Origin of the sequence: Pseudomonas sp. EA_65y_Pfl1_P113 (assembly GCF_963970525.1) — a bacterium.
Lineage (GTDB): Bacteria > Pseudomonadota > Gammaproteobacteria > Pseudomonadales > Pseudomonadaceae > Aquipseudomonas > Aquipseudomonas tritici.
In genome coordinates this window covers 1-504 of the sequence record NZ_CAXAQM010000395.1, presented here as the reverse complement: position 1 = coordinate 504, position 504 = coordinate 1, and the positions used below count along the sequence as shown (strand labels likewise).

The 504-nt window shown below is 63.3% G+C and carries 1 protein-coding gene; it reads left to right on the top strand.

Annotation, left to right across the window (positions count from 1 at the left end; translation table 11 throughout):
* The coding region (locus AACY52_RS30235) for a hypothetical protein (protein WP_339561367.1) at positions 1-504 on the top strand (504 nt) is incomplete at both ends.

Below are 504 nucleotides of genomic sequence, written 5' to 3'. Positions count from 1 at the left end.
CGACTACCGCCTGCGCTTCTACACCAATGGCGGGCGGATCGAGACCGCGCCGGGCGTCCCCTATGAGGTGATCGTCCCCTATACGGCGGCGGAAGCCCCCTATGTGTCGTTCCAGCAAAGCTACGACCGGCTCTATCTCGACCATGAAAACCACCCGCCCGCGCGACTGACCCGCACGAGCGGCTCGACCTTCGTCTATGACGTTGCACCGCTCGAAAACGGGCCATTCGCCGACCAGAATGTCGACGAAGCGCGAACGGTAACAGCGAGTGCTGCGACCGGCGCGGGTATCAGCCTTACCGCCTCCAGCCCGATCTTCCTTACCGGACATGTCGGCGCATTGTTCAAGATCGAGGCGGCCGATTTCTCGACGATACCAGCCTGGGAAGTCGGGATCGATGGCGTCGTCGTCGGGTCGAAACGGCGCTCTGACGGAAAGGTCTATACGGCTGCCTCTGCCGGGCGGACCGGGACAAGCCAGCCGATCCATACCAGCGGAACCGA